The 23,415-nt window shown below is 62.3% G+C and carries 20 protein-coding genes; 9 read left to right on the plus strand and 11 right to left on the minus strand.

The window, feature by feature from the left end; translation table 11 throughout:
* The first annotated feature begins 2 nt into the window (after positions 1-2).
* Together M5C01_RS11245 and M5C01_RS11250 are read left to right on the plus strand one after the other, a co-directional pair.
* A complete protein-coding gene (locus tag M5C01_RS11245) occupies positions 3-3,155 on the plus strand; it encodes an efflux RND transporter permease subunit (RefSeq protein WP_152737953.1) in 3,153 nt (1,050 codons plus the stop codon).
* Positions 3,152-4,603, plus strand: a complete 1,452-nt coding sequence (locus M5C01_RS11250) for an AdeC/AdeK/OprM family multidrug efflux complex outer membrane factor (protein ID WP_152737950.1) — start codon at positions 3,152-3,154, stop codon at positions 4,601-4,603. Before M5C01_RS11245 ends, M5C01_RS11250 begins: the two co-directional genes overlap by 4 nt.
* A gap of 53 nt (positions 4,604-4,656) precedes the next feature.
* Here the strand turns inward: M5C01_RS11250 and M5C01_RS11255 are convergent, their stop codons facing one another.
* The 7 genes from M5C01_RS11255 to pcaR all read right to left on the minus strand — a co-directional run bounded on the left by M5C01_RS11255 (position 4,657) and on the right by pcaR (position 11,846).
* Positions 4,657-5,556, minus strand: a complete 900-nt coding sequence (locus M5C01_RS11255) for a polysaccharide deacetylase family protein (protein WP_152737947.1) — start codon at positions 5,554-5,556, stop codon at positions 4,657-4,659.
* Positions 5,557-5,685: 129 nt separating this feature from the next.
* Positions 5,686-6,480 (minus strand): 3-oxoadipate enol-lactonase, encoded by a 795-nt coding sequence (gene pcaD, locus M5C01_RS11260; RefSeq protein ID WP_178129804.1) that lies wholly within the window; start codon positions 6,478-6,480, stop codon positions 5,686-5,688.
* A 66-nt stretch (positions 6,481-6,546) separates the two neighbouring features.
* Positions 6,547-7,842, minus strand: a complete 1,296-nt coding sequence (locus M5C01_RS11265) for an MFS family transporter (protein ID WP_152737940.1) — start codon at positions 7,840-7,842, stop codon at positions 6,547-6,549.
* A 128-nt stretch (positions 7,843-7,970) separates the two neighbouring features.
* Positions 7,971-9,176, minus strand: a complete 1,206-nt coding sequence (gene pcaF / locus M5C01_RS11270) for a 3-oxoadipyl-CoA thiolase (RefSeq protein WP_178129819.1) — start codon at positions 9,174-9,176, stop codon at positions 7,971-7,973.
* On the minus strand, positions 9,173-9,955 hold the full coding sequence (locus tag M5C01_RS11275) for a CoA-transferase subunit beta (RefSeq protein WP_178129803.1): 783 nt from the start codon (positions 9,953-9,955) through the stop codon (positions 9,173-9,175). The genes pcaF and M5C01_RS11275 overlap by 4 nt, the downstream gene beginning before the upstream one ends.
* Entirely contained in the window at positions 9,952-10,809 is an 858-nt protein-coding gene (locus M5C01_RS11280) for a CoA transferase subunit A (RefSeq protein ID WP_103496331.1), read from the minus strand. Before M5C01_RS11280 ends, M5C01_RS11275 begins: the two co-directional genes overlap by 4 nt.
* Before the next feature lie 194 nt (positions 10,810-11,003).
* Positions 11,004-11,846, minus strand: a complete 843-nt coding sequence (pcaR, locus tag M5C01_RS11285) for a pca regulon transcriptional regulator PcaR (protein ID WP_152737931.1) — start codon at positions 11,844-11,846, stop codon at positions 11,004-11,006.
* 622 nt (positions 11,847-12,468) lie between these two features.
* Between pcaR and M5C01_RS11290 the strand changes: the two genes are divergently transcribed.
* Positions 12,469-12,669, plus strand: a complete 201-nt coding sequence (locus tag M5C01_RS11290) for a hypothetical protein (RefSeq protein WP_040064907.1) — start codon at positions 12,469-12,471, stop codon at positions 12,667-12,669.
* Positions 12,670-12,885: 216 nt separating this feature from the next.
* On the plus strand, positions 12,886-14,361 hold the full coding sequence (locus M5C01_RS11295) for an inorganic phosphate transporter (RefSeq protein WP_152737925.1): 1,476 nt from the start codon (positions 12,886-12,888) through the stop codon (positions 14,359-14,361).
* A 128-nt stretch (positions 14,362-14,489) separates the two neighbouring features.
* Here M5C01_RS11295 and ccoM read toward each other — a convergent pair whose 3' ends face one another.
* Together ccoM and M5C01_RS11300 are read right to left on the minus strand one after the other, a co-directional pair.
* Complete coding sequence (gene ccoM, locus M5C01_RS32885) at positions 14,490-14,606, minus strand: cytochrome c oxidase subunit CcoM (protein WP_017127681.1); 117 nt, start codon at positions 14,604-14,606, stop codon at positions 14,490-14,492.
* A 144-nt stretch (positions 14,607-14,750) separates the two neighbouring features.
* Complete coding sequence (locus M5C01_RS11300; protein WP_177099862.1) at positions 14,751-14,912, minus strand: hypothetical protein; 162 nt, start codon at positions 14,910-14,912, stop codon at positions 14,751-14,753.
* A gap of 190 nt (positions 14,913-15,102) precedes the next feature.
* On the opposite strand from M5C01_RS11300, the gene M5C01_RS11305 reads away from it, so the two are divergent.
* The 3 genes from M5C01_RS11305 (at position 15,103) to M5C01_RS11315 (ending at position 17,767) form a co-directional block, all read left to right on the plus strand.
* The gene (locus tag M5C01_RS11305; RefSeq protein ID WP_178129802.1) at positions 15,103-15,981 is read left to right on the plus strand and encodes a LysR substrate-binding domain-containing protein; all 879 of its coding nucleotides are present in this window, start codon (positions 15,103-15,105) and stop codon (positions 15,979-15,981) included.
* Positions 15,982-16,070: 89 nt separating this feature from the next.
* Positions 16,071-16,541, plus strand: a complete 471-nt coding sequence (locus M5C01_RS11310; RefSeq protein ID WP_152737922.1) for a RidA family protein — start codon at positions 16,071-16,073, stop codon at positions 16,539-16,541.
* A complete protein-coding gene (locus M5C01_RS11315; protein ID WP_152737918.1) occupies positions 16,538-17,767 on the plus strand; it encodes an aminotransferase class V-fold PLP-dependent enzyme in 1,230 nt (409 codons plus the stop codon). Before M5C01_RS11310 ends, M5C01_RS11315 begins: the two co-directional genes overlap by 4 nt.
* Here the strand turns inward: M5C01_RS11315 and M5C01_RS11320 are convergent.
* Positions 17,737-18,078: an aspartate-semialdehyde dehydrogenase gene (locus M5C01_RS11320; RefSeq protein ID WP_100938707.1), complete on the minus strand. Its 342-nt coding sequence runs from the start codon at positions 18,076-18,078 to the stop codon at positions 17,737-17,739. The genes M5C01_RS11315 and M5C01_RS11320 overlap by 31 nt on opposite strands.
* Before the next feature lie 246 nt (positions 18,079-18,324).
* Here M5C01_RS11320 and rapA point away from each other — a divergent pair, with 246 nt between their 5' ends.
* Complete coding sequence (gene rapA, locus M5C01_RS11325; RefSeq protein ID WP_103496325.1) at positions 18,325-21,171, plus strand: RNA polymerase-associated protein RapA; 2,847 nt, start codon at positions 18,325-18,327, stop codon at positions 21,169-21,171.
* A 157-nt stretch (positions 21,172-21,328) separates the two neighbouring features.
* On the opposite strand, the gene M5C01_RS11330 is transcribed toward rapA, so the two are convergent.
* Complete coding sequence (locus tag M5C01_RS11330; protein WP_152737916.1) at positions 21,329-22,675, minus strand: MFS transporter; 1,347 nt, start codon at positions 22,673-22,675, stop codon at positions 21,329-21,331.
* Positions 22,676-22,937: 262 nt separating this feature from the next.
* Between M5C01_RS11330 and M5C01_RS11335 the strand changes: the two genes are divergently transcribed.
* Positions 22,938-23,306 carry a YkgJ family cysteine cluster protein gene (locus M5C01_RS11335; protein ID WP_103496323.1) on the plus strand — a complete coding sequence of 123 codons (369 nt, stop codon included), beginning with the start codon at positions 22,938-22,940 and terminating at the stop codon, positions 23,304-23,306.
* Positions 23,307-23,415 lie beyond the last annotated feature (109 nt).

The following is a 23,415-nucleotide window of genomic DNA, read 5'->3' on the forward strand; positions in this document are numbered from 1 at the left end:
CCATGTCGAAATTTTTTATCGACCGCCCGATTTTCGCCTGGGTGATCGCCTTGGTGATCATGTTGGTCGGGGCTCTATCGATCCTCAAGTTGCCGATCAACCAGTACCCGGCCATTGCACCGCCGGCCATCGCGATTGCCGTGACCTACCCGGGCGCTTCGGCGCAGACCGTGCAGGACACCGTGGTCCAGGTGATCGAGCAGCAACTCAACGGTATCGACAACCTGCGTTATATCGAGTCGTCGAGTAACTCCGACGGCAGCATGACCATCACAGCGACCTTCAATCAGGGCACCAGCCCCGATACCGCCCAGGTCCAGGTGCAGAACAAACTGAACCTGGCCACCCCGCTGCTGCCGCAAGAAGTGCAGCAGCAGGGTATCCGCGTGACCAAGTCGGTGAAGAACTTCCTGATGGTGATTGGTGTTGTCTCGACAGACGGCAGCATGAACCGCGACGACCTGGCCAACTACATCGTTTCCAACATGCAGGACCCGATCTCGCGGACCGCCGGTGTCGGTGACTTCCAGGTGTTCGGTGCCCAGTATGCGATGCGCATCTGGCTTGACCCGGCCAAGTTGAACAACTTCAAGCTGACCCCGGTGGACGTGAAAACCGCCATCGCCGCGCAGAACGTCCAGGTAGCCTCCGGGCAACTCGGTGGGCTGCCGGCCATGCCCGGCCAACAGCTGAACGCCACCATCATCGGCAAGACCCGCCTGCAGACCGCCGAACAGTTCAAGGCGATCCTGCTCAAGGTCAACCAGGACGGCTCGCAAGTACGCCTGGGGGATGTCGCCGATGTCGCCCTCGGCGGTGAAAACTACAGCATCAACGCCCAGTACAATGGCAAGCCGGCCTCCGGCCTGGCAGTGAAACTCGCTGCCGGCGCCAACGCCCTGGACACCGCCAAGGCCTTGCGCCAGACCATCGCCACCCTGGAGCCGTTCTTCCCGCCGGGCATGCAAGTGGTCTACCCGTACGACACCACCCCGGTGGTGACCGAATCGATCAAGGGCGTGGTTGAAACCCTGGTCGAGGCGATCGTGCTGGTGTTCCTGGTGATGTTCCTGTTCCTGCAGAACTTCCGCGCCACCATCATCACCACCATGACCGTACCGGTGGTACTGCTCGGGACCTTCGGGATCCTCGCGGCGGCCGGTTTCAGCATCAACACCCTGACCATGTTCGGCATGGTGCTGGCCATCGGCTTGCTGGTGGACGATGCCATCGTCGTGGTGGAAAACGTCGAACGGGTGATGAGCGAGGAAGGCCTGTCACCCAAGGAAGCGACCAAGAAATCCATGGGGCAGATCCAGGGCGCATTGGTGGGTATCGCCCTCGTGCTCTCGGCGGTACTGCTGCCCATGGCGTTCTTCGCCGGCTCCACCGGGGTGATCTACAAACAGTTCTCGATCACCATCGTCTCGGCCATGGCCCTGTCGGTGATGGTTGCCCTGATCTTCACCCCGGCACTGTGCGCCACCATGCTCAAACCGATCGCCAAGGGCGACCACGGCACGGCCAAACGCGGCTTCTTCGGCTGGTTCAACCGCAATTTCGATCGCAGTGTGCGTGGCTATGAGCGCACCGTCGGCAGCATCCTGCGCCACAAGGCGCCGTACCTGCTGGTCTACGTGATCATCTTTGCCGGCATGATCTGGTTGTTCCTGCGCATTCCGACCTCGTTCCTGCCGGAAGAAGACCAGGGCGTACTGTTCGCCCAGGTACAGACGCCATCCGGTTCCAGTGCCGAGCGGACCCAGGCGGTCCTCGACGAGATGCGTGAGTATCTGTTGACCAAGGAATCCGACACCGTGGCCTCGGTGTTTACCGTGAACGGTTTCAACTTCGCCGGTAATGGCCAGAGCTCGGGCCTGGGCTTCATCATGCTCAAGCCATGGCATGAGCGCACCAGCCAGAACAGCGTGTTCGGCCTCGCCGCCCGCGCGCAGCAGCACTTCTTCTCCTTCCGCGATGCGATGGTGTTTGCCTTCGCCCCTCCGGCCGTACTGGAGCTGGGTAACGCCATCGGTTTCGACGTCTATCTGCAAGACAAGGCCGGTATCGGTCACGAGAAGTTGATGGCCGCCCGTAACCAGTTCCTCGGCATGGCCGCGCAGAGCAAGGTGCTCAGTCAGGTGCGTCCGAACGGACTGAACGATGAGCCGCAGTACCAACTGAGCATCGACGACGAACGCGCCAGCGCCTTGGGCCTGTCCCTATCGGACATCAACAACAGCTTGTCGATTGCGCTGGGTGCCAGTTATGTCAACGACTTCATCGACCGTGGTCGGGTGAAGAAGGTGTTCGTGCAAGGTAAACCGAGTTCACGGATGAGTCCTGAGGACCTGCAGAAGTGGTACGTGCGCAACACCGCCGGGGTCATGGTGCCGTTCTCCGCCTTCGCCAAGGGCGAGTGGGTCTACGGTTCGCCGAAGCTCTCGCGTTTCAACGGCGTCGCCGCCGTGGAGATCCTCGGTGCTCCGGCCCCCGGCTACAGTACCGGCCAGGCCCTGGCGGAAGTCGAAGCCATCGCCGCGAAACTGCCGGCCGGCGTCGGGATTTCCTGGACCGGCCTGTCGTACGAGGAGAAGCTGTCCGGCTCCCAGGCGCCGGCGTTGTTCGCCCTGTCGCTGCTGATGGTCTTCCTGTGTCTCGCCGCGCTGTACGAGAGCTGGTCGATCCCCATCGCCGTGGTGCTGGTGGTACCGCTGGGGATCATCGGCGCGCTGTTGGCGACGACCTTCCGCGGGCTGTCCAACGATGTGTATTTCCAGGTGGGCCTGTTGACGACCATCGGCCTGGCGGCGAAAAACGCCATCCTGATCGTCGAATTCGCCAAGGAACTGCATGAACAGGGCCGCAGCCTGATCGATGCCGCCGTCGAGGCTTGTCGGATGCGTCTGCGTCCGATCATCATGACCTCCCTGGCGTTCATCCTCGGCGTGGTGCCGTTGGCGATTTCCACCGGTGCCGGTTCGGGTAGCCAGCACGCCATCGGTACGGGCGTGATTGGCGGTATGATCACCGCGACGATTCTGGCGATCTTCTGGGTTCCGCTGTTCTTCGTATCGGTGTCGTCCATCGGCGGCGAGAAGAAGCACAAGAAGTCAGACACTACTGAAACTCCAAGCAACGAGGCTGGCCAATGAGCAAGTCCCTTCTCAGTGTAGCGGTCGCGGCCTTCGTGCTCAGCGGTTGCTCGTTGATCCCCGACTACCAGCGCCCCGAAGCGCCGGTAGCGGCGCAGTACCCGCAAGGACCGGCCTACTCGCCGGCCCAGGCGGCGAATGTCGCGGCCGCCGAACAGGGCTGGCGCCAGTTCTTCAACGACCCGGCACTGCAACAGCTGATCCAGGTGGCCCTGGAAAACAACCGCGACCTGCGGGTCGCGGCATTGAATATCGACGCCTACCGCGCCCAGTACCAGATCCAGCGCGCGGACCTGTTCCCGGCGGTCACGGCCAATGGCAACGGCAGTCGGCAACGGGTGCCGGCCGCCGTCTCGAGCACCGGCAGGGAAACGATCAACAGCCAGTACTCGGCGACCCTCGGCGTCAGTTCCTATGAGCTGGACCTGTTCGGCCGCGTCCGTAGCTTGAGCGAGCAGGCACTGCAGACTTACTTCGCCAGCGAAGAAGCCCGCCGCACCACCCAGATCAGCCTGGTGGCCAGTGTGGCCAACGCCTACCTGACCTGGCAGGCCGACAAGGAACTGCTCAAGCTGACCCAGAACACCCTGTCGGCCTATGAGGAAAGCTACAAGCTGACCGCACGCAGTAACGAAGTCGGCGTGGCTTCCGCCCTGGATGTGAGCCAGGCGCGGACCTCCGTAGAAGGTGCCCGCAGCAGCCTGGCACAATTCACCCGCCAGGTGGCCCAGGACCAGAACAACCTGACCCTGTTGCTCGGTAGCGGTATCCCGGCCAACCTGCCGACGGCTCAACCGCTGTCGGCCAAGCTGCTCAGCGACATGCCGGCCGGCCTGCCGTCCGAGCTGCTGCAACGACGTCCGGATATTCTCGGCGCCGAGCACCAGTTGCAGGCGGCCAACGCCAATATCGGCGCCGCCCGCGCAGCGTTCTTCCCAAGCATCAGCCTGACCGCCAATGCCGGGACCTTGAGCCCGGACATGGGCGGTCTGTTCAAGGGCGGTTCGGGAACCTGGTCGTTCGCACCGAGCATCAACATTCCGATCTTCAACGCCGGTAGCCTGAAAGCCAGCCTGGATTACTCGAAAATCCAGAAAGACATCAGCGTCGCCAATTACGAGAAAGCCATTCAGACCGGCTTCCAGGAAGTCTCCGATGGACTGGCCGCACGCCAGACCTTCAACCAGCAGCTGCAGGCCCAGCGTGACCTGGTCGCCGCCAACCAGGATTACTACCGCCTGGCCGAGCGTCGCTATCGCATTGGTGTCGACAGCAACCTGACCTTCCTCGATGCCCAGCGCTCGTTGTTCAGTGCCCAGCAATCGCTGATCAGCGATCGCCTGTCGCAGCTCACCAGCGAGGTCAACCTGTACAAGGCCCTCGGCGGTGGCTGGTACGAAAACAGCGGCCAGGCCAAGCCGATCTCCGAGGAACCGCCGAAAGGCTGATCCTTCACCAGCCCACCGCTTCCAGGTGGGCTTTTTTTACCTGGACAAAAGGGCTAGTGGGAATCGCCGTCCCACCACCAATTCCAGAACCCCGGCAGGTGCACGGGCACGGTGCTGTCATGCACCGTGCGCGCCATGATCGCTCGCAACAAGGTCGAACTGTCCGTATAGAAAGGCTGCTCGGCGGTCCGCACGCCGGTGTCCCGTGCGCAGTCCATCAGGATCTGCAGATATTCCTGCATATGCCGGGCGGTGTAGCGATTGAGGTCGTGAAAGGTCACCACCACCGGAATCACCCCATCGACCACCGGCATTTCACCACGGGCGATCTGTTCGCGGACTTCGGCCAGGTGCTTGAGCAGGTTGGCTCGCCGCTGCGGGCTGGCGGTGATACCCCAGACCTTGCCGTCATTGGCACTCAGGTCGGTCAACAACACGTGCAGGCCATGCTGCTGGTAAGCGGCGAAGGTGCGCTTGTCGTAGTTCCAGAACGGCGGACGCAGGATCGTCGGCGGCGCGCCGGTGATCGCCGTAATGTCCGCAATGCCATTGTTGAGCGACTGCTCCAGTTCTTCCGGGCTCAAGGAGCGGTGATTGGTGTGCGAGGGGGTCGCGGTATGAAAGCCGAGGATATGCCCTTCGGCATGCTCGCGACGCATCAGCGCACGACCGATGTCGCTGTTACCCGCTCGGGTGGCACGGGTCTGGACGAAAAATATCGCCTTGATTCCCGGTTGGATCGGGTTATGCGCCAAGTCATCGAGCACCGACGCCGTCGGGTTCCAGAAACTCGAGGCGTTGGGACCGTCATCGAAGCTCAGCAGAAAACGGATCGGCGGCTGCGAACGCAGGGCCTGTTCGGTTTGGGGTGTCAGGGGCATCGGCGGACCGATGCAAGCGGCAAGGCTCGTGGCGATCACGAGCCCTGACAGCAATGCAGCAAACGACTTCATGGATGGGATGGGTCCGGATCAAGGCAATGGCAGAAGGGCCATCGCCCTTATCAGAGCACAACATCCGCGAAGGCGTTCAGGCCGCAGTGAAAGTTTCATCTAAAAGAGAAGGATTTCACTCGGAACGCCTCACACCCTGGCAGACAGGAAATCCAGCACCCGCTGGCTGAAGCCGTCACCGGCCTGCACGTTGGACAGGTGCGCGGCATGGAACTCGGCGTATTCGGCACCCTCGACGTGCTGCTGGATAAAGATCCCGCCCGAAGGCGGCGTCACCGCGTCCTCGCTGCCGGAAATCACCAGCAACGGCAGCTGGATCTGCGTCAACTGATCGCGAAAATCGGCGTCGCGCACGGCGCAGCAGTTGGCCGCATAGCCCTCGGGCGAGGTGGCCGCGAGCATCTCGGTAATCGGTTTGACCCGATCCGGGTGCGCCTCGGCGAATGCCGGGGTGAACCAGCGTGAAACCGCCCCGTCGCGCAGGGCCAGCATCGCCGCCTGGCCGCCCGTCGAAACGGCTTCGATCCGTGGATTCCAGCCGGCCGCATCGCCGATCTTGGCGGCCGTATTGCAGACAATCAGCCGGTGCAGGCGATGGCCGGCATTGATGCCCAACCATTGGCCGATCAGACCGCCCATGGACAGGCCGCAGAAGTGCGCCCGCTCGATCTCCAGCGCGTCGAGCAACGCCAGGACGTCATGCCCCAGTTGCTCGATGCTGTAAGGCCCCGGTGTCACCAGCGAGCGACCATGACCGCGGGTGTCGTAACGCAGTACCCGAAAGTGCTCGGCAAACAGCGGAATCTGGGTGTCCCACATCCCCAGGTCAGTCCCCAACGAGTTGGACAGCACCAGTACCGGAGCCTCGGGCGGTCCATCAAGCTGGTAATGCAGTTCACCTTCGGCAAGTCGTACGAAACCCACGGTTATCCCCTTCAAATAAAAACCCAACGTATTGACGCGCGTCCGTAAAGGACGCGCGCGAACCGATCAATGATCGTGGTGCAGGTAGGCCGCTTCTTTCGGCAGGCGCAGGCTGAACAGGAAGGCCACCGCCATCATCACCGTCACATACCAGTAGAAGGCGTTTTCCATCCCTACCGACTTCAGGTTCAGGGCCACGTATTCCGCCGAGCCACCGAAGATCGCATTCGCCACCGCGTAGGCCAGGCCCACGCCCAGTGCGCGCACCTGGACCGGGAACATCTCGGCTTTGACCAGGCCGCTGATGGAGGTGTAGAAACTGACGATCGCCAGTGCCAGGGTGATCAGCACAAAGGCCAGGAACGGGCTGGTCACGGTCTTCAGGGTCAGCAGGATCGGCACCGTGCACAGGGTCCCCAGGGCGCCGAACCAGAGCATGCTGTTACGCCGGCCGATGCGGTCCGAGAGCAGGCCGAACAACGGCTGCATGCACATATAGAGGAAGAGTACGGCAGTCATGATGAAACTGGCGGTCTTGGCCGTCATGCCGGCGGTGTTCACCAGGTACTTCTGCATGTACGTGGTGAAGGTGTAGAAAATCAGCGAGCCGCCGGCGGTGTAGCCGAGCACGGTGATAAAGGCGGCCTTGTGATCGCGGAACAACGCCCGGATGCTGCCGGCGTCCTTGTCCTGGCGGGTTTCCTTGCTGGTGGTTTCCTTCAGGGCGCGACGCAGCAACAGCGAGATCACCGCCGCGATGGCGCCGATCACAAACGGAATCCTCCAGCCCCAGGCCTTGAGCTCAGGTTCGGTGAGGAACTGCTGCAGGATCACCACCACCAGCACCGCCAGCAACTGGCCGCCGATCAGGGTCACGTACTGGAACGAGGCGAAAAAGCCGCGCTGGCCGCGCAGGGCCACCTCACTCATATAGGTCGCGGTGGTGCCATATTCACCGCCCACCGACAGGCCCTGGAACAGTCGCGCCACCAGCAGCAACACCGGTGCCCAGGCACCAATGGAGGCATAGGTGGGCAGGAAGGCGATGACCAGGGAGCCGCCGCACATCATCAGCACCGAGATCATCATCGAGTTCTTGCGGCCGTGCTTGTCGGCCACGCGACCGAACAACCAACCACCGATGGGCCGCATCAGGAAGCCGGCGGCGAACACCCCGGCAGTGTTGACCAGTTGCACCGTGGGGTTGTCGGAAGGAAAAAACGCCGGGGCGAAATAGATCGCGCAGAAGGCATAGACGTAGAAGTCGAACCACTCGACCAGGTTGCCGGAAGAAGCACCGACAATCGCAAAAATTCTCTTGTTACGTTCTTCGGAGGTGTACGGCATCGTTGTTGTTGTCATGTCTCATCACTCGAAGGAGGTAAGTTGCAGTCTAGACATACTTTGCAACAGACCTGTTTTGCAAGAACATTCGCCCGAATGACAGTGCGTGGCAGTCATCCGGGCGCCTGTTTTGTTGCCTGTGGATCTCAGATCCGCTCAATCGCCAGCGCCAGCCCCTGCCCGACGCCGACACACAGGGTTGCCAGGCCCTTGCTGCCGCCGGTCTTTTCCAACTGGTGGAGTGCTGTCAGCACCAGGCGGGCCCCGCTCATGCCCAGCGGATGACCGAGGGCGATGGCACCACCGTTCGGGTTGACCTGCGGCGCATCGTCAGCGATGCCCAGTTCGCGCAGCACCGCCAGGCCCTGGCTGGCGAAGGCTTCATTCAGTTCGATAACGTCGAAGTCGCTGACGGCCAGCCCCAGGCGCTCGGTCAACTTGCGCACGGCCGGTACCGGGCCGATCCCCATGACCCGGGGCGCGACACCGGCACTGGCCATGCCGAGCACTCGGGCACGGGCCGTCAGGCCATGTTTCTTCACGGCCTCGGCGGAGGCCAGGATCAGCGCGGCGGCGCCATCGTTGACACCCGAGGCATTGCCCGCGGTGACGGTCTTGTCCGGACCGTTGACGGGCTTGAGCCGGGCCAGGGCCTCCAGCGTCGTGTCCGCCCGTGGATGCTCATCGTGCTCGACCAGGGTTTCGCCTTTTTTGTGGGCGATTCGCACCGGCACGATTTCCTCACTGAAAAAACCGGCGGCCTGGGCGACAGCCGTGCGTTGCTGGCTGCGCAGGGCAAAGGCGTCCTGATCAGCGCGTGATACCTGGTAATCGTCGGCCACATTATCGGCGGTCTGCGGCATCGCATCGACACCATATTGAGCCTGCATCAGCGGGTTGATAAAACGCCAGCCGATGGTGGTGTCTTCCAGTTTCATATTGCGGGAGAACGCCGCGTCGGCCTTGCCCATCACGAAGGGGGCACGGGACATGGACTCCACGCCGCCGGCAATCGCCAGTTCCATTTCGCCGCTGGCAATGGCGCGGAACGCGGTGCCGATCGCGTCCATTCCCGAGGCGCAGAGACGATTGAGGGTCACGCCGGGCACCGTCTCCGGCAACCCCGCCAGCAACAGCGCCATACGGGCGACGTTGCGGTTATCTTCGCCGGCCTGGTTGGCGCAGCCGAGAAACACTTCATCGACCTCGCTCCAGTTCACCGACGGGTTGCGCGCCATCAGCGCCTTGATCGGCACAGCCGCCAGGTCATCGGCGCGCACACCGGCCAGGCCGCCACCGAAACGACCGATGGGGGTACGAATGGCGTCACAGATAAAGACATCGCGCATCAGGCTTCTCCAGGGGTTTGGCCGTGGGCCGCGGCGGTGCGGGTTTCGAGGTCGCGCAAGGCGTTCAGTTCGATCTCGCTGGGGGCATCGCTGACCGCAACCTGATCGGCAAAGCGCACGGCCCAGCCGGTGGCGGCGATCACTTGCTCGCGGGTCACCCCCGGGTGCAGCGCGGTCACCACGAACTCGTGGCTGGGGGCTTGCGGCTCCATGATGCACAGGTCGGTGATGATCCCCACCGGGCCGGCCCCCGGCAGACCCAGGCGTTTGCGCGAATCACCGCCTTCGCCGTGACCGACCGAGGTGATGAAGTCCAGCTTGTCGACGAAGGAACGTGCCGACTGTTTGAGGATGATCAGTACGCTTTTCGCCGAGCCGGCGATTTCCGGGGCTCCACCGGCACCGGGCAGGCGGACCTTGGGCGAAAAATAGTCGCCAACCACGGTGGTGTTGATATTGCCGAAACGGTCGACCTGGGCCGCGCCGAGAAAGCCGACATCAATGCGCCCGCCTTGCAGCCAGTAGCGGAAGATCTCGCCGGTCGGCACCACGGTGTCGGCGGTTTCCGCCAGTTCGCCGTCACCGATGGACAGCGGCAATACACTGGGCTTGGCGCCAATCGGCCCCGACTCGTAGATCAGCACCACATCCGGCGAAGAGGTCAGGCGCGCCAGGTTGGCGGCCTTGGAGGGCAGGCCGATGCCGACGAAGCAGACCGAACCGTTCTTCAGGCGGCGGGCGGCGGCCACCGTCATCATTTCATTGGTGGTGTAGGTCATCACTTAACCTCCGAAGCGTGGGCCAGTTTGCTCTGGAACTCGGCAAAGTTCGCGGTGCCATGGATGTACTCGTCGATCCAGGCAGTGAAGGTGGCGCGGTCGCGGGCGATCGGGTCCCAGGCCTGGTAGAAACGGTTATCACGTTCGGTATAGCCATGGGCGTAGGACGGATGGGCACCGCCGGGGACATGGCAGACGGCGCTCAGGGCCCAGGTCGGCAAGACGCAGGCGTTCATCGGGGCCTGCAGATCGTCGACGATTTCCTCGACGGTGACGATGCAGCGCTTGGCCGCCAGGGCCGCTTCCTTCTGCACCCCGAGAATGCCCCAGAGCAATACATTGCCCTTGCGGTCGGCTTTCTGCGCATGGATCACGGTAACGTCCGGGCGTACCGATGGTACGGCGGCCAGCACTTCACCGGTGAACGGACAGGTGACCGTCTTGATCAGCGGATTGACCTTCGGCAGATCAGAGCCGGCATAGGCCCGCAGAACCGCGAACGGCAAACCGGAGGCGCCGGCCACATAGGCGTTGGCCAGGTCGGCATGGCTGTGCTCTTCGATTTCCAGCGGGTGCGGCCAGTGTTTCTCGACGGCATCGCGCAGGCGGTGCAGCGAGCCCACGCCCGGATTGCCGCCCCAGGAGAAAATCAGCTTGCGGGCGCAACCGGCACCGATCAACTGGTCATAGACCAGATCGGGCGTCATACGTACCAGCGTCAGGTCTTTCTTGCCCTGACGAATGATTTCATGACCCGCCGCCGTCGGAATCAGATGGGTGAAGCCTTCGAGCGCGACGGTATCGCCGTCGTTGACGAACTGCTTCACCGCGTCATGCAGCGAAAGGATTTCAGCCATGGATGCAGACTCCCGGTTTCAAAACACCTGAGGGGCGGCGCGAAATTCAGCGCCGTGATGAGCTCAGGGTAAGCCGGGGGTCGGCGGCCAAACAATCCGATAATCGATTAACTGTTCGATAATCGAACGCATTGTTTGCAAGCTACCGTTTAATCCTTCAAGCGATTCGCCCAGGAAAGCGCAGCCGCGTCGGCTCAGGAAAACAGCTGCGCACTCAGTTCACGACTGGCCTTGAGCATGCTCGGCAGGAAACGTTGCTCCAGTTCGCTACAGCTGACACGCCCGGCATGAGCGCTGACGTTCAGCGCCGCCAGCACTTGCCCGGAGGCGTCGTAGACCGGTACGGCAATCGAACGCAAACCTTGCTCCAGTTCCTGGTCGACAATACACCAGCCTTGCTGGCGAACCTGTTGCAGGCATTCGAGCAAGGCGTCGGGGGTATGCAGGGTCCGGCTGGTCTTGGCCTGCAGGTCGGCGTGTTCGAGATACTCGTGCAAGGAAGCATCGTCCAGCGCCGCCAGGAGGATTCGGCCCATGGACGTGCAATAGGCCGGCAAGCGGCCGCCCACCGAAAGATCGACCGAGATCAGCCGCCGGGTGGTGGCCGAGCGGGCGATATAGAGGATGTCGTCGCCTTCCAGGGTCGCCATGTTGCAGGCTTCGTGCAGTTGCTCGCTCATGCGATCGAGATAGGGCTGCGCCGACACCGCCAGGGGCGTGGACGACAGGTACGCGTGTCCCAGGGTCAAGACCTTGGGCAACAGCGAATAGGTTCGTCCGTCGGTGGTGGCATAACCGAGCTTGATCAAGGTATGCAGGCAACGTCGCACCGCCGCCCGCGGAATTTCCGTACGGTGGCTGATCTGCGCAATGGTCAGGTGTCGCTTGCGTTCCTGGAACGCCTGCACCACCGCCAGGCCACGAGCCAGCGAAGTCATGAAGTCGGGGTCGCCGGTAAACGCCTGGATACGCTTGGCCGGCGAGGCGACGATGGGCGGTGCCACGGAGGCGAAGGCATCACGCAGTTGGTCGTTCATTACAAGTTCCTTGTCTGCCGTGGAGGCCCATTACAGGCCGGGCCCGGGCGGATAGGCAAGCCGGGGCCACTCAACTTTGTGCGATTATCGAACCACTGGCCGATAATCGCAATTGACCCTGATCGCCGCAGCTTATACCTTGGACGCGCCGCTGCGGGTTTCCCGGGATACTGGTCAGGTACCCACCGGGAGGGCTGCGTCGGTCCGGCCTCACCCACGAAGTGAGGCCGTTTTTTTAATCCTCTGGCGGTCACGCCCAGGGCGTCGATCAAGAAATTGAACAACCGCGCCTCAACAGAACCGGGATTGTATTTCCAAGTATCGGGTTTATTGCACTGCAACTTGAATTGATAACTGTCGTCAAAAAACAGGCAGCGGTTACCTCGCCCTCAAGTTACAGTTAAAAACTCCTACACCACAAAACTCACCAACAAAGTTGACGAATTCCCTTATCTTCGCGATAGTATCAGTCAAACCGACCGCTATAATACCCTGTACGACCTCAAGGCCGTCTGGCCCGACAGGGGTTCCGACTCTCAGCGCTCAAGCCCGAGATTGAACGTCTCGTCAGGGCGGTTGTGTTTAATTGAACACAATAACTCAACTCAAATTAGGTAGTACTGTGACGAAAGACGAACTGCGCGCGGAACTTGAGCGCCAGGAACAACGTTACAAGGATGTTTACGGCGGGGCTGTCACCACCTACGCCGCGCAACCCGATCCGGAGCGCAAACCCTGGCGCAAACGAGCCAGTCTTCTGGACCAGGCATTTACCCAGGAACTGCAAAAAATGGAAAAGGAACTCAAGGCCGAAGAGCCTTAGGCCTATCGGTATTGATACCTTGCCGGGCCTCGCCCCTCGCCGCCAGGCCTTTCCTACCCGGACAACGCCTGGTCCGCTGGACACCAAGACCTACGCCATCCGCGTGTCAACCGTCGGGCCTGACCGCCCACCCAGGTCAAATGGCGTCAGGCAGGCCCTCACCTGAAAGTTTTCTGGCATAATCGCGCCCCCTTATGACCGGGTCAGAAAACCTTCATGATCGATTTATTCAGCGGACTGGATGCCTGGGTGATTGTAAGCCTGGTGCTCGCCCTGGCCTTTGTCCTCAGCTTCGAGTTCATCAACGGCTTTCATGACACCGCTAACGCGGTGGCCACTGTTATCTACACCAAAGCCATGCCACCTCATCTGGCGGTGTTCTTTTCCGGTGTATTCAACTTTCTCGGCGTGCTGCTGGGCGGGGTCGGCGTCGCCTATGCGATCGTCCACCTGTTGCCGGTGGAACTGCTGATCAACGTCAACACCGGACATGGCCTGGCCATGGTGTTTTCGCTGCTGGCGGCGGCCATCGCCTGGAACCTGGGCACCTGGTACTTCGGTATCCCGGCCTCCAGCTCCCACACCCTGATCGGCTCGATCCTCGGTGTCGGCCTGGCCAATGCCCTGCTCAACGGTATTCCCGTGAGCGAAGGGGTGAATTGGCAGAAAGCAGTCGACATCGGCGCCTCGCTGGTCTTCTCGCCGATTGCCGGCTTGCTGGTGGCGGGCCTGATACTGGTTGGCCTGAAATGGTGGCGCCCGGAGTCCAAGATGCACAAGACCCCGGAACAGCGACGCAAGATCGACGACAAGAAGCATCCGCCGTTCTGGAACCGCATGGTGCTGGTGATCTCCGCCATGGGCGTGAGCTTCGTGCACGGCTCCAACGATGGCCAGAAAGGCATCGGCCTGATCATGCTGGTGCTGATCGGTATCGTCCCGGCGCAGTTCGTCCTCGACCTGAGCACCACCACTTACCAGATCGAACGCACCCGCGACGCGACCCTGCACCTGAGCCAGTTCTATCAGCGCAACAATGCCACCCTGAGCGAATTCCTCGCCCTGGGCAAGAATGTTGCCGACGATATGCCGGGCAAGTTCCGCTGCAACCCGCAACGCACCGAAGCGAACATCAACGCCCTGATGAGCAACCTCACGGGCGTGACCGACTACCATTCGCTGTCCCCGGACAAGCGCATTGAAGTGCGTCGCGACCTGCTCTGCCTGGATGACACCGCCAAGCAAGTCGGCAAGTTGCCGGGCCTGGATTCCCGGGAAAAGGCCGACCTGGAAAAACTGCGCAAGGACCTGACCGCCACCACCGAATACGCCCCGTTCTGGGTGATCATGGCGGTAGCCCTGGCCCTGGGCCTGGGCACCATGATCGGCTGGAAGCGCGTGGTCCTGACCATCGGCGAGAAAATCGGCAAACAGGGCATGACCTATGCCCAGGGCATGTCGGCGCAAATCACCACCGCCGGTTTGATCGCCCTGGCGAATATCGTCGCCCTGCCCGTCTCGACCACCCACGTGTTGTCGTCAGGCGTGGCCGGGACCATGATTGCCAGCAAGAGCGGCCTGCAAGGCAGCACCATCAAGACCATCCTGCTGGCCTGGCTGCTGACCCTGCCAATGACCATCGGCTTGTCCGCCGGCTTGTTCTGGCTGGCGACGAAGGTGCTCGGCAGCTGATTCCGGGCGGATAACAAAAAAGGTGCGCTCCCATCGGGACCGCACCTTTTTTATTGTCGATAAAAAGAGCAAAAAAAAGGGCGACCGAAGTCGCCCAAAATGCCTTGCGTGCTCGTTCCCTGGAAGCTCTACGGTTTTTTCCGTTTATGTGAGTCTTTCCAGATAAAAAATCCAAAACCGGCGAAGAACATCACCATGAGGCCGACGGTCAGCACTCCGGCGATCACCACGTTATCGAAGAACATGACTGGCCTCCTGCACTTGCCCTGTTGCGATGGGGCTAAGTTAGCCCAGGGGGCACAGTGAAAAATTGACCAGGATCAATGCCGCCCAAGGCCGGGCGCGGGAGAAGGGGAATAACTGATCCATATCAAGAATCAGCGGGGGTATCAGCGCTTTTTCGGTTTGTTCTTCGGTTTTTTCTTGCCCTTGCCCAGCGGCATGGCCTGTTCGAACGCCTGGCGAACTTCATTCAGGCGTTTTTCATTGAGATCATGGACACGCTTGGCCCGTTCGGCATTAAGGTCGATCAACTTGTCATCTTGGTTCATGGTCAGATTACATCGCTATCCGTCGAGTTACATCAAAGGGCCACTATCGGTAACCTTCAACACGCGCTATGGGTTAATAATGCGGGCAAGTCAGTCGGTTATCCAGACCTCACGCACAACAAGGTCTGGGCAGTCCCGCAATTTCCCAGCACAATCCCCCGACCACGATCAAATGCAAAGGAGCGCCGAAGTGGCGTTACACCGGGATCTGCCGCCCTTGATGGCCCTGCGCGCCTTCGAGGCCGTGGCCCGCCACCTGAGCTTCATCAAGGCCGCCGATGAGCTGTGCGTCAGTCAGAGCGCTATCAGCCACCAGGTGCAGAAACTCGAACAGCATCTGGGTCGACAACTATTTATCCGACGCACCCGCGCCATTGATCTCACAGAGGATGGCGACCAGTACTACCAGCAAATACGCCCGGCCCTGGAGCAGATCGCCCTGGCGACCCGCCAGCTCAGCCTGCCCCGAGCCAACCAGGTGCTGCGCATTGGCCTATTGGCCTCCTTCGCCACCCTCTGGTTGGCGCCGCGCCTGACCGACTTCACCCTTCGCCACCCACAGATCAAGGTCGAGCTGGAACCCACGATCCAACTGGCCGATGTGGCCGGCGCCCAAGTGGACCTGGCGATCCGCTATGGCAAAGGCGGCTGGCCCCATGTCGACGCTGTACGCTTGATGGGCGAGCGCCTCTTTCCGGTCTGCAGCCCGGCCTTCAAGGCCAACGGCATCGAACACGGTCCGCTGCTCATGTCACAGGCACCGCAACCGTTCGAATGGATCGACTGGTCCCGCCACTATCACCTGGACGTTCAGCACTACCCCAGCGTCATGCTCCACGACTACAACATAGTGGTCGAAGCGGCCATCGCCGGGCAGGGTATTGCCATGGGGCGCCAGCGCCTGATCGAGCGCCGCCTCAAGGAAGGTGTGCTGGTGAATGCCTTCGACCAACCGGCCTTTGAAAGCGAGATCGGCTACTGGCTGGTCAAACCCAACAGCGCATTGAGCCCCGCCGCCGAATGCTTCTGTGAGTGGTTGCTGGAGCAGTGCAGCGCCGCCGACCCATGAGTTATCTGGATACGTCGTATTGAATCTATCCGTTTGTCGGCCCCAGGCCGGCCCAGCATGCTCAGGCCTCTTTCCCCGAGGTTTGCCCAATGAATCATTCCCTGTCCGACCGAGTGGCCCAGCTGGGCCTGAACCTGCCGCAACCGGGGCAGCCGATCGCCAACTATGTGAACTACGTCATCAGCCAGAACCAGCTGTTCATTTCCGGACAGATTCCCCTGCAAGACGGCAAGCCGGCCTTTATCGGACGCCTGGGCGACAGCCTGGACGAGGCCCAGGGTGCACAGGCCGCCGAACTCGCCGCGCTCGGCCTGCTGGCACAACTGGGCCACGCCCTTGACGATGATCTGTCGCGCCTGGTGCGGATCGTCCGTCTGGGTGTCTTTGTCGCCAGCAGTCCCGATTTCCAGCGCCAGGGAGCCGTGGCCAACGGCGCCTCCAACCTGCTGGTCAATGCCCTTGGCGACAAGGGCCGCCATGCGCGCACCGCCGTCGGCGTCGCCAGTCTACCCAGCGGTGTGGCCGTGGAGATCGACGCGATTTTCGAGCTGCGGCCATGAACGATCTGCTTGCGGACGAAATCGTCCGCCTGCGTGCCGCCACCCCTGGCTGCGCCCGGGTGATCCATTTCAATCACGCCGGCGCCTCCCTGCCCAGCCAGGCCACGCTGGACGCCATCAACGCGCAACTGCTGCGCGAAGCGACCATCGGGCCCATGGAAGCCGGCGTTGAAGGGGCCAGGCTGCAAGAGCAGGCTCGCCACTGGGCGGCCCGACTGCTGGACACTGACAGCGCCGCCATCGCCTTTACCGGCAGCGGCTCGGCGGCCTGGGGCATGGCCTTCAGTGCCCTGGGGCAGTGGCGCCCGGGCGACCGGATTCTGGTGGGGCGGCATGAATGGGGCGGCAACCTGGCCTGCATGACCCAGGCCGTCCAATCCGGAGCCCGGATCGAGGTGATCCCCTGTGACGAGAGCGGCGCGGTGTCGGTGCCCGCCCTGGAACAGATGATCGATTCGCGCGTGAAGCTGATCGCCCTGACCTGGCTACCGGCCAACGGTGGCCTGATCAACCCGGCCCGGGCCATCGGCGAAGTGGCACGCCGACATGGCATTGCCTACTTCATCGACGCCGGACAAGCACTGGGCCAGTTGCCCTGTGATGTCCAGGCCCTGGGCTGCGATGTGCTCAAGGGCGCCGCCCGCAAGTTCCTGCGCGGACCAAGGGGAACAGCGCTGATGTATATACGCCCGGAATTCATGGCACGACTCAGGCCGGTCCAGCTCGATGTGCTCTCGGCCCCCTGGGACGGCCATGCCTTCACCCCGAGGAACGATGCGCGCTGCTTTGAAACCAGCGAAGTCTCCCTGGCGCTGCTGGCCGGACTGGCAAATGCGCTGAAAGAAGCCGTGGAGGTGGGAATCGAGCGCATTTATCAGCGAATCCAGGCGTTAAGCCAGCCACTGCGCCAGACCCTGGGCCAGATCAATGGCCTTGAACTGCGCGACCTGGGCCTGTCCGGGCAGCAATCAGGACTGATTGCGTTCACGCTGGAAGGTTGGGATGTTTTTGAATTGAAACAGCGGCTGGCCGCAAGCGGCATCAACCTGGGAGCCAATGGCACGGCTTATACGCCACTGGATATGCAAGCCCGGGACCTGCCGGCCATTGCGCGGATCGCCGTCAGTCATCTCAATACCGGGGAAGAAATCGACACCTTGCTCCGGGCCCTGCGGCTACTGGTCAACGAGCGCCGTCAGACCTCAACGTCCACCAGCAGGCCCTGACGCGGCTGATCGTCCATCAGCGCCACCACCGGTACGGTGTTGTCGGCATTCAACTCATCGCCAGGGACGGCCAGGTGCAACTCGGGGTCGTCGTCGGCTTCGCGGCGGCGTTGTTGCTGTTCCTGCTGGCGCCGCTGTTCCTCGCGCAGCAGCCAACCGGCCTCGTCCGGGTCACGTTTTTGCAGGTCGATGGTGCTCTCATTGGAGCTTTGCTGGACCGGCACCACGGGGGGGATATTCGGTTGCGGTCGAATCGGATCCGTCTGGGACGTAATCGGTACGACACTCAAGGGCAATATGGGTGGCAGCATTATGGCATTCTCCTGTCGTCAGGCTGTCGGCGGCGCGCTCGGCGACTTGAGCCCAGGATGGCCAAACTGTGACCGGATTAACAGACAAAGGTGCCCGAGATCCCGATGAGCTACCCTTTCCTTCAGGTCTCGCACCGACTAAAGGCGGGATGCTCGCTAAAAGCGCGGTATTTGTGAGCTTCTTTTGGCCTGAAAGCGTCGATTCCGTTAACATAGTCGGCTTTTTCAAGGCGGGAGTCAGGCAGCATGGCGCAGCAGTATCAACCGGGGCAACGCTGGATCAGTGACAGCGAAGCGGAGTTGGGTTTAGGCACCGTTCTGGCACAGGACGGCCGCTTGTTGACCGTGCTCTACCCGGCCACTGGCGACACCCGCCAGTATGCGCTACGGAATGCGCCCCTGACCCGCGTGAGGTTCTCGCCGGGCGACACCATCACCCACTTCGAAGGTTGGAAGATGACCGTGCGGGAAGTCGACGATGTCGACGGCCTGCTGGTTTATCACGGCCTCAACGCGCAGAACGAAGCCGTCACGCTGCCGGAAACCCAGCTGTCGAACTTCATCCAGTTCCGCCTGGCCAGCGACCGCCTGTTCGCCGGGCAGATCGACCCGTTGGCCTGGTTCTCGCTGCGCTACCACACCCTGGAACACACCAGCCGCCAGTTGCAATCCTCGCTCTGGGGCCTGGGTGGCGTGCGCGCACAACCGATCGCCCACCAGCTGCATATCGCCCGGGAAGTCGCCGACCGCATCGCGCCACGGGTCTTGCTGGCCGACGAAGTGGGCCTGGGCAAGACCATCGAAGCCGGCCTGGTGATCCATCGCCAGTTGCTCTCGGGCCGCGCCAACCGCGTACTGATCCTGGTGCCGGAGAACCTGCAGCACCAATGGCTGGTGGAAATGCGCCGGCGCTTCAACCTGCAGGTCGCGCTGTTCGACGCCGAACGTTTTATCGAAAGCGATGCCAGCAACCCGTTCGAAGACACCCAGTTGGCCCTGGTGGCCCTGGAGTGGCTGGTGGAAGACGAGAAGGCCCAGGATGCGCTGTTCGCCGCCGGTTGGGACCTGCTGGTGGTCGACGAAGCCCACCACCTGGTCTGGCACGAAGACCAGGTCAGCCCGCAATACGCCCTGGTCGAACAACTGGCCGAAACCATTCCCGGCGTCCTGCTGCTGACCGCGACCCCGGAACAACTGGGCCAGGACAGCCACTTCGCCCGTCTGCGCCTGCTTGACCCGAACCGTTTCCACGACCTCAAGGCCTTCCGCGCCGAGAGCGAGAACTATCGCCCGGTGGCCGAAGCCGTCCAGGAACTGCTGGACAAAGGTCGCCTGTCGCCTGCCGCGCACAAGACCATCCAGGGTTTCCTCGGTGATGAAGGTGAAGCCTTGCTGACCGCAGTCAACGACGGCGACGCCGAAGCCAGCGCGCGCCTGGTGCGTGAACTGCTCGACCGCCACGGCACCGGCCGCGTGCTGTTCCGCAACACCCGCGCCGCCGTGCAGGGTTTCCCGGAGCGCAAGCTGCACGCCTACCCGCTGCCATGCCCGGACGAATACCTCGAACTGCCCCTGGGCGAACACGCCGAGCTGTACCCGGAAGTCAGCTTCCAGGCCCAGCCGGACACCGACGACGAAGCTCGCTGGTGGCGCTTCGACCCGCGTGTCGAGTGGCTGATCGACCAGCTGAAAATGCTCAAGCGCACCAAGGTCCTGGTGATCTGTGCCCATGCCGAAACCGCCATGGACCTGGAAGACGCCCTGCGCGTGCGCTCCGGGATTCCTGCCACGGTGTTCCACGAAGGCATGAATATCCTCGAACGTGACCGCGCCGCCGCCTACTTCGCCGATGAAGAGTTCGGTGCCCAGGTGCTGATCTGCTCGGAAATCGGCAGCGAAGGCCGCAACTTCCAGTTCTCCCACCACCTGGTGCTGTTCGACCTGCCGTCCCACCCGGACCTGCTGGAGCAGCGCATCGGCCGTCTCGACCGGATCGGCCAGAAGCATGTGATCGAACTGCATGTGCCGTACCTGCAGACCAGCCCGCAAGAGCGCCTGTTCCAGTGGTACCACGAAGCGCTGAACGCCTTCCTCAACACCTGCCCGACCGGCAACGCCTTGCAGCACCAGTTCGGCCCGCGCCTGCTGCCGCTGCTGGAAAACGCCGACGACGGCCAGTGGCAGGCGCTGATCGACGAAGCCCGTGGCGAGCGTGAGCGCCTGGAAGCCGAGTTGCACACCGGTCGCGACCGCCTGCTGGAACTCAACTCCGGTGGCGCCGGCGAAGGTGACGCGCTGGTCGAGGCGATCCATGAGCAGGACGACCAGTTCGCCCTGCCTATCTATATGGAAACCCTGTTCGACGCCTTCGGCATCGACAGCGAAGACCATTCGGAAAACGCCCTGATCCTCAAGCCGAGCGAGAAGATGCTCGACGCCAGCTTCCCCCTGGGCGACGACGAAGGCGTGACCATCACCTACGACCGCAACCAGGCGCTGTCGCGCGAAGACATGCAGTTCATCACCTGGGAACACCCGATGGTGCAGGGCGGCATGGACCTGGTGCTGTCCGGTTCGATGGGCAACACCGCCGTGGCGCTGATCAAGAACAAGGCGCTCAAGCCCGGTACCGTGTTGCTGGAACTGCTCTATGTCAGTGAAGTGGTCGCGCCGCGCTCGCTGCAACTGGGCCGCTACCTGCCGCCGGCGGCATTGCGCTGCCTGCTGGATGCCAATGGCAACGACCTGTCGACACGGGTGGCCTTCGAAACCCTGAACGACCAGCTGGAAAGCGTGCCACGGGCCAGCGCCAACAAGTTCATCCAGGCCCAGCGCGACAGCCTGACGCCGAAGATCAACGCCGGTGAAGCCAAGATCGCACCACGTCACGCCGAGCGTGTGGCCGAGGCCCAGCGACGCCTGGCGGCGGATACCGATGAAGAGCTGGCACGCCTGACCGCGTTGCAGGCGGTCAACCCGAGCGTGCGGGACAGCGAGCTGGTGGCGTTGCGTCAGCAACGTGAGCAAGGTCTGGCCATGCTGGAAAAAGCCGCGCTGCGCCTGGAAGCGATTCGGGTGTTGGTGGCGGGCTGATAACTACCTGACGGTCCTGCATCGTTAGAACTGACGTCTTCGCGGGCAAGCCCTGCTCCTACAGTGCTGTGTCGTACACACCATCAGTGAACGACAATGTACTGTAGGAGCAGGGCTTGCCCGCGCAGAGACCCTTGAACCTTGCGAGGATCTGGCGTCAGGCGGTAACCGGCGCCACAGCCGGCGCATCCGCCACCATCCCCTCGCGCATACGCTGCGCATCCTTGCTGAAACACCGCGCCGCCTGGAACAGGAACGCCAGCGTCAATAACAAGGCACCCGGAATCAGGTACATCGCGTCATGCAGCCCGACCGCCTTGAACGCCTCGCTCATCTGCTCGGCCCCCGCCGCCAGCATCGCCGCATGGGCGAAATGATCGGACAGCAAGCCCACCACCACCGGGCCCAAACCACCCCCCAACAGATACAAACCGGCAAAGTACACGGCCATCGCCGTCGCCCGCAGCCGTGGCTCGACCACGTCCTGAATCGCCGTATAAACACAGGTGTAGAAGTTGTAGGCAAACAGCCAACCGACGCTGAACACCGCCACGAACACGCCGATCTCGATCCGCCCGGCATGCAGCGCCCAGCCGGTGGTCAATGTCGAGATCACCAGACTTACCGCGGCGAACAACAGCCGACCATTGGCAATCCGCTGGTGCAGCTTGTCCGCGACCCAACCGCCCAGCGTCAAGCCAACCAGGCCGGTGACCCCGACAATAAAACCGGTCGCCACCGCGGCTTCCTGCAAGGGCATGAGGAAATAGCGCTGCAGCATCGGCACCAGAAACGAGTTGCAGGCGTAGGTGGCAAAGTTGAAGGTCAGCCCCGCCAGCACCAGCCAGAGAAACGTCGGGATCGCCATCAGGCGACGCACAGGACGGTCGATCTTCTCCTGGGAGACCTTCACCGTTTCCGCCGCACCGCGCTTCGGCTCCTTGATCAAAAACATGAACCCCGCCAGCAGCAGCCCCGGCACCGCCGCGATAAAGAACGGTGCGCGCCAGCTGTCGAAGGCCTTGACCATGGCCCCGGTGGTGAAGAACGCCAGCACCAGCCCCAGCGGCAAGCCAAGCATGAAGATGCCCATGGCCCGCGCCCGGCGGTGCGCCGGAAACAGATCGCCGATCAGCGAATTGGCGGCGGGCGCATAAGCGGCCTCGCCAATGCCCACCCCCATGCGTACCAGCAGGAAAGTGGCGAAACTGCCCACCAGGCCGTTCGCCGCCGTCAGCCCACTCCAGACCGCCAGGCCCCAGCCCATCAGCTTGCTGCGCGAGCCGTTGTCGGCCATCCGCCCCAGGGGCAGGCCGGCAATGGCATAGACAATGGTAAATGCGGTGCCGATGATGCCGATCTGGAAGTCGCTCAGATGCCACTCCATGCGGATCGGCTCGATGATGATCGCCGGCAGGGTACGGTCGTAGAAGTTGAAGAGATTGGCGAGGAACAACAGGAACAGAATGCGCCAGGCATTCGCCGCTTGGGTCGAGTTCTGCATGGGGTCCGTCTCTTTTATTGTTATAGGGGCCTGCCCGCCAGACGCGTTGAGCCCGGAACCCTCAATCTAGTGAGCGGCGCCGGGCCTGTCTGCCACCATTCGCGGCGCTGATACCCGGCAATGCCCCGCGCGCCCTGCCCTATTGCCTGATTGCCGCAGCCCCGGACGTCGGCAAAGGTTATGCAAAAAATACCTTTCAAAGCCCGGGCCGAAGCCTAGAATAGCCCTCGATTGACTCCCCCCACTTTCTCCGTGACCTTCCATGCCCGACGCCAATCCGTGTCTGAATTGTGGTGCCTGCTGTGCGTATTTCCGCGTGTCCTTCTATTGGGGAGAATGCGCCTCGGCCGGCGGCCTGGTGCCCGACGAACTGGTCACCCAGGTCGGCGTCAACCACGTGGCCATGCTCGGTACCGAACGCAGTGCCCCACGCTGCACCGCCCTTGAAGGCAAGGTCGGCGAGCAGGTCAGTTGCTCGATCTATCATCAACGTTCAAGCACCTGCCGGGAATTCGAGGCCTCATGGGTCGACGGCGTGCACAACGAGTACTGCGACAAAGCCCGCGCGGCGGCCGGACTGCCACCGCTGGAGCCGGAACAGGCCGGTTTTTTAGTACCCATCGCTATTTAGGTCATTTCCAAATCATTGGTGTCGCTCTGCCATGCCCCCTTGCAGCCTGAGGTGAGCCTCTATACTCCATCGCACTGGTCGGTGCTGAGTCACCGGTAGTCCAAGGCGT

It is taken from the genome of Pseudomonas sp. MWU12-2319 (genome assembly GCF_023242525.1).
Taxonomy (GTDB): Bacteria; Pseudomonadota; Gammaproteobacteria; order Pseudomonadales; family Pseudomonadaceae; genus Aquipseudomonas; species Aquipseudomonas gingeri_D.